Below are 6,965 nucleotides of genomic sequence, written 5' to 3'. Positions count from 1 at the left end.
GGGACGGGCCGCACCGGCTGGCGGTGGCAGCGGGGGCGCTGGGGACGTACGCGTGGCACAGTTTCTGCACCGAACCGGTGGCCGGCGGGGGAGCGGTCATGACGCCGGTCAGCCACACGGTGTTCGCCCTGGCCGCCGTGGCGCTTGTCACCTGGGAGGCTCGGCGGGTGGTCCTTGTCACGGGACCGGACCGACGGCGCACGCCTGACCGGCAGCCCGTTGCGGCAGGATGACAGGCGTGTCTGACGATCTGGAACTTGCCCGCACGGCCGCCCTCGCCGGGGCGGCCGTCGCGCTGCGACACTTCGACGACCTGAGCGGGCTGCCCCACGAGCGCAAACCGGACGGCAGCGTGGTCACCGCGGCCGACCGCGAATCCGAGGAAGCGATCCGCGAGGTCCTGCACCGCGAACGCCCGGACGACGCCATCCTCGGCGAGGAGGGCGGCGCCGAGGGAACCGGCCGGCGCCGCTGGATCATCGACCCGATCGACGGCACCGCGCAGTTCGTGTCCGGCGACGACCGGTGGCTGGTGCTGGTCGCGCTGGAGGATGACGGCGAGATCGTGGCGGGAGTGGCCGCGGTCCCGGCGCAGGGCACGCTGTGGTGGGCGACGCGCGGCGGCGGGGCCTTTCAAGCCAACCTCGACGGTACGCAGGAGCGCCGCCTCTCGGTCGCCGATGCCCGCCCCGGCGCGTTGGCCGACGCCACACTCGGCATCATCCCGGCGCCCCCGAACTACCTGGAATCCGACAAGCTGATCGCCGCGCCGCTGGTGGCCCGGGCTTCCCAGGCCGGCTGGGAAACGCACGCCGGGCTGCTGGTGGCCAGCGGCGAACTCGACCTCGCGTTGCAGACCCGCGGTCAGGTGTGGGACTTCGCGGCTACCTCGCTGATCGTGACCGAGGCGGGCGGGGTGTGCGGGGGAGCCGACGGCATCCGAGGACCGCGGGCGGGCACGCACCTGTTCGCCCGCAGTGCGGCCCTGTGGCATGAGGCGCACGCGGCGCTGTGGCCGTGACTTGCGGTCGGTGATCGCGGCGGCCGCGGTGCTGCCGGTGTCGCTCGCGGTGGTGATGACCGCCGCCGTACGGGAGCAGGCCGGGGTCATCGGCGAGCAGGCGGCGAATGCGTCCGGGTTGTCCTTCGGGCTCAGCGATTCCGACGCGCAGGTGGCGGGGAGGGTGCTGATCAACGGGGACGACCGGTTCGCAGCAGGAGGGGCAGGCTCGACGGTCGAGCCGGGGTCGGCGGCGCTGGGCTGACACACGCAAACCACGAACCCTCTGCACCTGGAGCTGCTGCCGGCGGCCGCTGCGGTGTCCACAAGGCATCCAAGCCCTCGCGACCGGCGTGCGCGCCTGGATCAACGACTGGAACAGCCACCCCAAGCTGTTCGTCTGGAAGAAACCCACCGAGGCATCCTCGACTCTGCGGGGCAGGACGCTAGTTGGTGGTCAGGGCGATGATCGCGCCGGCCGTCAGCACCACGCTGATGATGCCCAGCACGCGCCCGATCAGCGCCGGGCCGACGGTGTGGGCGCCGTTGGTGCGAAAGCTCAGCACGATGGCCACGATCCCGAGCACGCCGCCGATCAAGCAGAACGAGAACGGCACGGACAGGATCCCCAGGATCAGCGCGGTGCGCCCGGCGCCCGCGTCCGGCGGGGTGGGCGGCGCGGCGTTGCGGGGATCCCATTGCAACCGCGGCGGCAGATCCTGGACCTGGCCGAGCAGATCGGAGGCGTACGTGGCCGTGCTGACCGCCACCACCCGGGTGTCGTAGTCCGGCTCGGCCAGGGTGCCCTCGGCCAGCGCCCGGTTGAGCAGCTCGATCACCTGGGTGCGGTGCACTGTCCCGATCCGCTCGTCCTTCACCTTCGGGAAAGTAGCGCGCCGCCCGGCCGCGGCGAGCCGATATGGTTCAGGTTCGCTGCAACGTGATCGTGGTCCAGGCGCCCACGTGGATGCGGTCGCCGCCGGCCAGGTTGCGGCTCTGCCCGGCGCTCAGCGGCTTCTGCTCGTCGTTGAGGTAGGTGCCGTTGGTGGAGCCCAAGTCGGACAGCAGCCAGATCCCGTCCACGCTGAGCGTGAGCAGCGCGTGGTTGTGCGACACCCCGGGGTCGTCGTCGCGCAGGTCGATCTCCGGCGCGGTGCCGGCCGAGGTGCTGCCCCGGCCGATGCGCACCTGCGGCGGTTGCACGGTGAGCGTGCGTGACACCGGGGTGTCCGGGAAGTCCACGCCCTCGATCCCGTTGGCCTCGAAGTACTCCCGGTCGGCCGCCACCGTGGCCGTCCACGACGCGGCGACCGGGGCCGGCGGGGCGAGCACCGGCACCTTGCCCGTCTGGTGGTCGAACCCGCAGTCCTCGCAGAACCGCCCGGAACCCGCCCGCGGGGTGCCGCAGTGCGGGCAGGTCTCCTTGACCGCCGCCGTTGCTGCTACCGCTGCCGATTCAGGCGCGACCGGGGCGGCCGCGCCGATCTTGGCTCCGCAGGTGTCGCAGAAGTCGTCGGTCGTCGACTCGTGGCCCTTGGGGCAGGCGTACGTCGTCACTGCGACCGACCCACCCGGACCGTCTTGGTCGAGCGGGTGTCCAGGGCCATCTCGTCGGCCGCCTCGACCTTACGCTTGAGCCGTACCGTGCCGGTCGCCGCGTCATCGATCTCCACCACCGTGGCCAGCAGCTCCTCGGTGGCGGTGTTGCCGCTCTCGTGGGCGAGCTGGGCGGCCCGGCCGAACTTGAGCGTTGCCGTGCGGTCGTCGCCGGCCTTGCGTGCCTCGATGCCCGCCTGGATCGCGTCGGCCAGCTCGGCCTGCCCGGTGTAGTGCGCGACCTGGCGGTTGATCCGGGTGGACAGCGCCGCGTCGTCGGTCCACACCGCGCGTACCAGCGACTGGGTCAGCACGTTCTCGCCCTCCACGACCGACACCCGGGCGGCGAGCATCTCGTCGCCCGCCGCGCCCGGCGGCACGTCCACGCAGATGTGATAGTCGCGGCTCTCGGCCCCCCAGGCGCCCAGCGGGTAGCGCCCGGTGCGCGGGCCGTCCTCGGTTCGCTTGCCGGTCAGATCGGCGACCTGGGGTTCCACCTGCTTGACGAAGCGGACCGTGGCGTTGACCGGGGTCCACACCTTGAGTTGCACGTCGCCGTTGGTCTTGCCCATGGCTGTGGTCATCATCTGGGTGAACGAGGCGGCCAAATCCTCCGGGCGCGCCACGATGTCGACGGTGCCGAGCATCGCGTTGGCAACCTTGCGCAGCTCCGAGACCGTCCAGTTGGTGCCCACGCCGCGGCAGTCGCAGGTGAACGAGCCGCCGATCTCCTGCAGCACGCTCTCCAGGTAGCCCTTGTACTCGCCGTTCTCGCCGTCGGTGAGCAGGATGGCGTGCGCGATGTCGCCGGGGCGCTGGGCGAGCAGCTGGTGGGCGAGCTTGAGCCACGCGCCGATCGCGGTGCCGCCGTTGGCCTGCAGCCGGTCGATCGCGCTGGTCGCCTGCGCGCGGGTCTCGGGGGTGGACACGGCCAGCTGGCCCGGCGCCGGGTAGAGCTGCTGGGCGGTGCTCACCCCGGCCACGATCGCGAAGTGCACGCCGTCGTCGATGCAGCCCACGGCGGCCTTGGCGGCCTGACGGGCGGCGGCCATCCGGCCCTCGGCCTGCATCGAACCGGAACAGTCCACGATGATGATCTCGCTCGCGCCGCCGGTGCGCCGTCCGCCCTCCGCGCCGGACGAGGTGACGGTGACGATCGCGTTGACCTCGGTGGCGCCCAGGGCCAGGAACTCGTTCTGAAATGCCTCGGCACTGTAAGCCATGGGCTCTCCTAGGGGGTGAGGGGGACGAGGGCGACGGTGATGTTGTCCGCGCCGCCCGCCTCCACCGCAAACGCCACCAAGGCGCGGGCAGCAGAGACCAGATCAGCATTTTCCCGTACGCAGGCAAGCACCGTTTCCGCGAACGCGGCCGGCTCGGTGCGGTAGTTCCACAGCCCGTCGGAACAGAGCACGAGCACTCCCGCGGTGTCCGGGCGCAACGTGGCGGTGCGCGGCTGCACCGGGCCGGCGTCGGCCCCCAGCCATGCGGTGATCGCGTGCGCCCGCGGGTCGTTCCAGGCGGCCTGCGGGTCGGCGCCCATCGCAATGGCGTGTGAGGCCCAGGAGTCGTCCTCGGTCAGCGGCTCGGCGTGCCCGGTCTCCAGCGCCACCCAGTACGCCCGGCTGTCACCGACCCAGCCGTACTCGGCCTCGCCGTCGCGCACCCGGGCGGCCACGATCGTGCAGGCCGGGCTGGACGCCAGGCGCCGCGGGTCACCGGTGGTGGCCAGCGCGGCGACCGCCTCGGCAGCTTCGCGGATCGCGTCGGCCACACCGGCATCCAGGGCCAGCGCCTTACCGGCTGCCTCGGCCGCGCTTTCGGAGGCGACATCGGGGTCGGCCGAGGACGACACACCATCGCAGACCACCACGTCGACATCGGCGCCGCGCACGGCCAGCCACATCGCGTCCTCGTTACGGTGGTGGCGCAGCCCACGGTCGGTCACCGCGGCGGCCACCGGTCCGGCATCGGCTTCGACGTGATCGCGGGGGCGCCCGGCGAGCATGCCGCAATTCTGGCAGTAGCCGTCATCGCCGACCGAGCCGGGTGACCCGCACGAGGCACAGTCAGCGCCCACGTCCAGGGTTTCGCCGGTAGCCAGGGCCTTGCCGCAGTTCTCGCAGAACGCGGCGCCGGCCGCCCGTTCGTCGGGGCAGTTCGGGCAGTCACTCATGTGCGCGTCCTCGGGCGTACGGAGTTGGCCAGGTCGACCAGGCGGACCTTCTCGGAGCCGGTTGCGGCGCGGGCCATCTCCCGGTAGGCGCCCTCGAGAGCGAAGCGCACGTCACGTTCCGGCGCGGTGCCCTTGCCGGGGTTGCCCAGCACCGCCTGGGGCACGGCCAGCCCGGTGCCGATCGCCGACAGCGCCCGCTGCAGCAGCTCGGCCCGCAGCGCCGCGACCTGGGCGGCCTCAATCTCGAGGCGGTCGATCAGCGAGGCCGCGGCGGCCAGGGCGTCCACGTCGGCCGGGCGCTGGGCCTCGGCGCGTACCAGCGCCCGCACCGCCCCGACCTGCGAGCTGCGGTACGCCGCCGAGGTGCCCGGCACCCGGTTGTACGCCTCCACCGCGCCGTCGCGGTCGCCGATCTCCAGCCGGCAGCGGGCCAGCCCGGCGGCCGCCGTCGTGTACGCCGGGTCGGTGCGACTCACCACGTCGTAATACGGCACCGCCTCGCCGTGACGCCCGGCCAGCTCCAGACTCAACCCGAGGGCCAGCTTGGGCGCCAGCTCCCCGGGCAGCGCCGAGTACACGGCGTCGAAGCGGTCACGGGCCTGCCCGTAGTCACCCACGGCCACCCCGAGCAGCCCGTCGTACCAGGCGATCCGCCAGTCCTGCCCGTGCGCGGCCACGATGGTGTTGAGCAGCTTGCTGGCATGCCCGTGGGCGTCCGCGCCGATGTCGATGTAGGCCCGCAGCGCCCGCAACTGCACCTCGATGGTGTGCTCGGGGGCCTTGCCGAGCAGCGTGAGTACCTGCCGCGGATCCACCACCGTCACCGAGGCCAGGAACGCCGCCGCCGGGTCGCTCAGGTCCACCAGCGGGGTCGGCAGGTAGCGCCATTGCGGCTCGTCCTGGGCCGAGTCGCCGAGGCGCAGCTCCGCGGTGAACAGCCGCGACGGCGCCGGGCGCGGCTCACCGGCGACCGCGAGCACCTCGCGCAGCACGCCCAGCAGCTGCTCGGTCATCTCGGCGGCGTCGACGAAACGGTCGGCCGGGTCGGGCTGGGTCGCGCGCAGCAGCAGCCGGTAGAACGACTCGTGCTGCTGGTAGACCTCGAAGTCCTCGCGCGGGGGCAGCTTGTCCTTGTAGGTGCTCTGGTAGCCGCGGAAGTCGGTGGTGAGCACGGCCAGCGTGCGCCCGATGGTGAACAGGTCGCTCTGCACCGACGGGCCGGCCACCGCCATTTCCGGTGCCTGGTAACCCAGCGTGCCGTAGAGCGCGGCGTCGTGGTCGTCGATGTGCACCACGCCACCGAGATCGATGAGCTTGACCTGGTCGCCGGTCTGGATGACGTTGTCCGGCTTGAAGTCGCAGAAGATCAGCCCGCGGTCGTGCAGGTAGCCGAACGCGGGCATCACCTCCAGCACGTACGCGATGGCCTGGTCCACCGGCAGCGGATCGGTGGCCCCGGCGCGGGCCCGGCGCTGCTTGAGGATGTCCTTGAGCGAGTCGCCGCCGACGTACTCCATGACGATGTACCCGGCGCCGCCATGCTCGACAAAGTTGTAGATCTTGACGATGCCCGGGTGCTCGACCTCGGCCAGGAAGCGGCGCTCGGCCACGGCGGCGGCCAGCGCGTCCTCGTCGCCGGAGTTGAGGATGCCCTTGAGCACCACCCACCGGTCGGAGACGTTCTTGTCGATCGCCAGGTGGATCCAGCCCAGGCCGCCGTGCGCGAGGGCGCCGACCACTTCGTACTGACCGCCGACCAGATCACCCTTGGTGAGCTTGGGCGTCATGTCGAACGCCTCGCCACAGGAAGGGCAGAATCCGGAGGTACGTCCGGGGCGCTCGCCCCGTGACCGGCCCACCGGGTTGCCGCACTTGGCGCAGTACCGCTTGTCCTCGGGCACCTCGGCCACGGCCATCACCGCGGTCGACGGGTCGCGCGGCTCCAGCGGGGTCACGTCGACCAGCCCGCCGCCGAAGCGCCGCCGGCTCATGCTGCGCGAGCTGCCGGTGCGGCTGGAACCGCCGGTGCGGGTGCTCAGCGCGCCGGTACGCGAGGAGGGGGCTGTGACCGTACGGGGAATCGCGGAATTAAAACCGCCTTGAGCCGCCGGACGCCGGGGCCGTGAACCGGCAGTGACCGCCGGGGTCTCCACCACCGGGGCGGGGGCGGGCCGGGGCGCGGGATTCTTGGAC

At 72.2% G+C, this 6,965-nt stretch carries 7 protein-coding genes and 1 pseudogene; 3 read left to right on the top strand and 5 right to left on the bottom strand.

Going from position 1 to position 6,965, the window contains the following annotated elements:
- From TFC3_RS38070 to TFC3_RS17995, 3 genes and pseudogenes are all read left to right on the top strand, one after another.
- A pseudogene (locus tag TFC3_RS38070) lies at nucleotides 1-233 on the top strand (hypothetical protein); the annotation flags it as partial.
- A gap of 5 nt (nucleotides 234-238) precedes the next feature.
- A complete protein-coding gene (locus TFC3_RS18000) occupies nucleotides 239-1,021 on the top strand; it encodes an inositol monophosphatase family protein (RefSeq protein ID WP_236718184.1) in 783 nt (260 codons plus the stop codon).
- Nucleotides 1,022-1,031: 10 nt separating this feature from the next.
- Nucleotides 1,032-1,265, top strand: a complete 234-nt coding sequence (locus TFC3_RS17995; protein ID WP_153040281.1) for a hypothetical protein — start codon at nucleotides 1,032-1,034, stop codon at nucleotides 1,263-1,265.
- Nucleotides 1,266-1,446: 181 nt separating this feature from the next.
- On the opposite strand, the gene TFC3_RS17990 is transcribed toward TFC3_RS17995, so the two are convergent.
- The 5 genes from TFC3_RS17990 to TFC3_RS17970 all read right to left on the bottom strand — a co-directional run.
- Nucleotides 1,447-1,878, bottom strand: coding sequence for a DUF1707 domain-containing protein (locus TFC3_RS17990; RefSeq protein ID WP_082772130.1), 432 nt, complete (start codon nucleotides 1,876-1,878; stop codon nucleotides 1,447-1,449).
- 46 nt (nucleotides 1,879-1,924) lie between these two features.
- Nucleotides 1,925-2,557, bottom strand: coding sequence for an FHA domain-containing protein (locus tag TFC3_RS17985; RefSeq protein WP_067501124.1), 633 nt, complete (start codon nucleotides 2,555-2,557; stop codon nucleotides 1,925-1,927).
- Entirely contained in the window at nucleotides 2,554-3,819 is a 1,266-nt protein-coding gene (locus tag TFC3_RS17980) for a VWA domain-containing protein (protein ID WP_067501122.1), read from the bottom strand. The genes TFC3_RS17985 and TFC3_RS17980 overlap by 4 nt, the downstream gene beginning before the upstream one ends.
- An 8-nt stretch (nucleotides 3,820-3,827) precedes the next feature.
- Entirely contained in the window at nucleotides 3,828-4,772 is a 945-nt protein-coding gene (locus TFC3_RS17975) for a PP2C family serine/threonine-protein phosphatase (RefSeq protein ID WP_067501121.1), read from the bottom strand.
- On the bottom strand, nucleotides 4,769-6,965 hold a 2,197-nt coding region (locus tag TFC3_RS17970), incomplete at its 5' end, for a tetratricopeptide repeat protein (protein ID WP_369819629.1). The genes TFC3_RS17975 and TFC3_RS17970, both read right to left, overlap by 4 nt.

Source organism: Actinoplanes sp. TFC3, from assembly GCF_001553785.1.
Classification (GTDB): domain Bacteria; phylum Actinomycetota; class Actinomycetes; order Mycobacteriales; family Micromonosporaceae; genus Actinoplanes.
This window is presented reverse-complemented; position numbering and strand designations above follow the sequence as displayed.

Excerpts from the sequence above, each read along its gene's own strand:
- TFC3_RS17980 (WP_067501122.1), bottom strand. The coding sequence starts at position 3,819 with ATGGCTTACAGTGCCGAGGCATTTCAGAACGAGTTCCTGGCCCTGGGC.
- TFC3_RS17975 (WP_067501121.1), bottom strand. The coding sequence starts at position 4,772 with ATGAGTGACTGCCCGAACTGCCCCGACGAACGGGCGGCCGGCGCCGCG.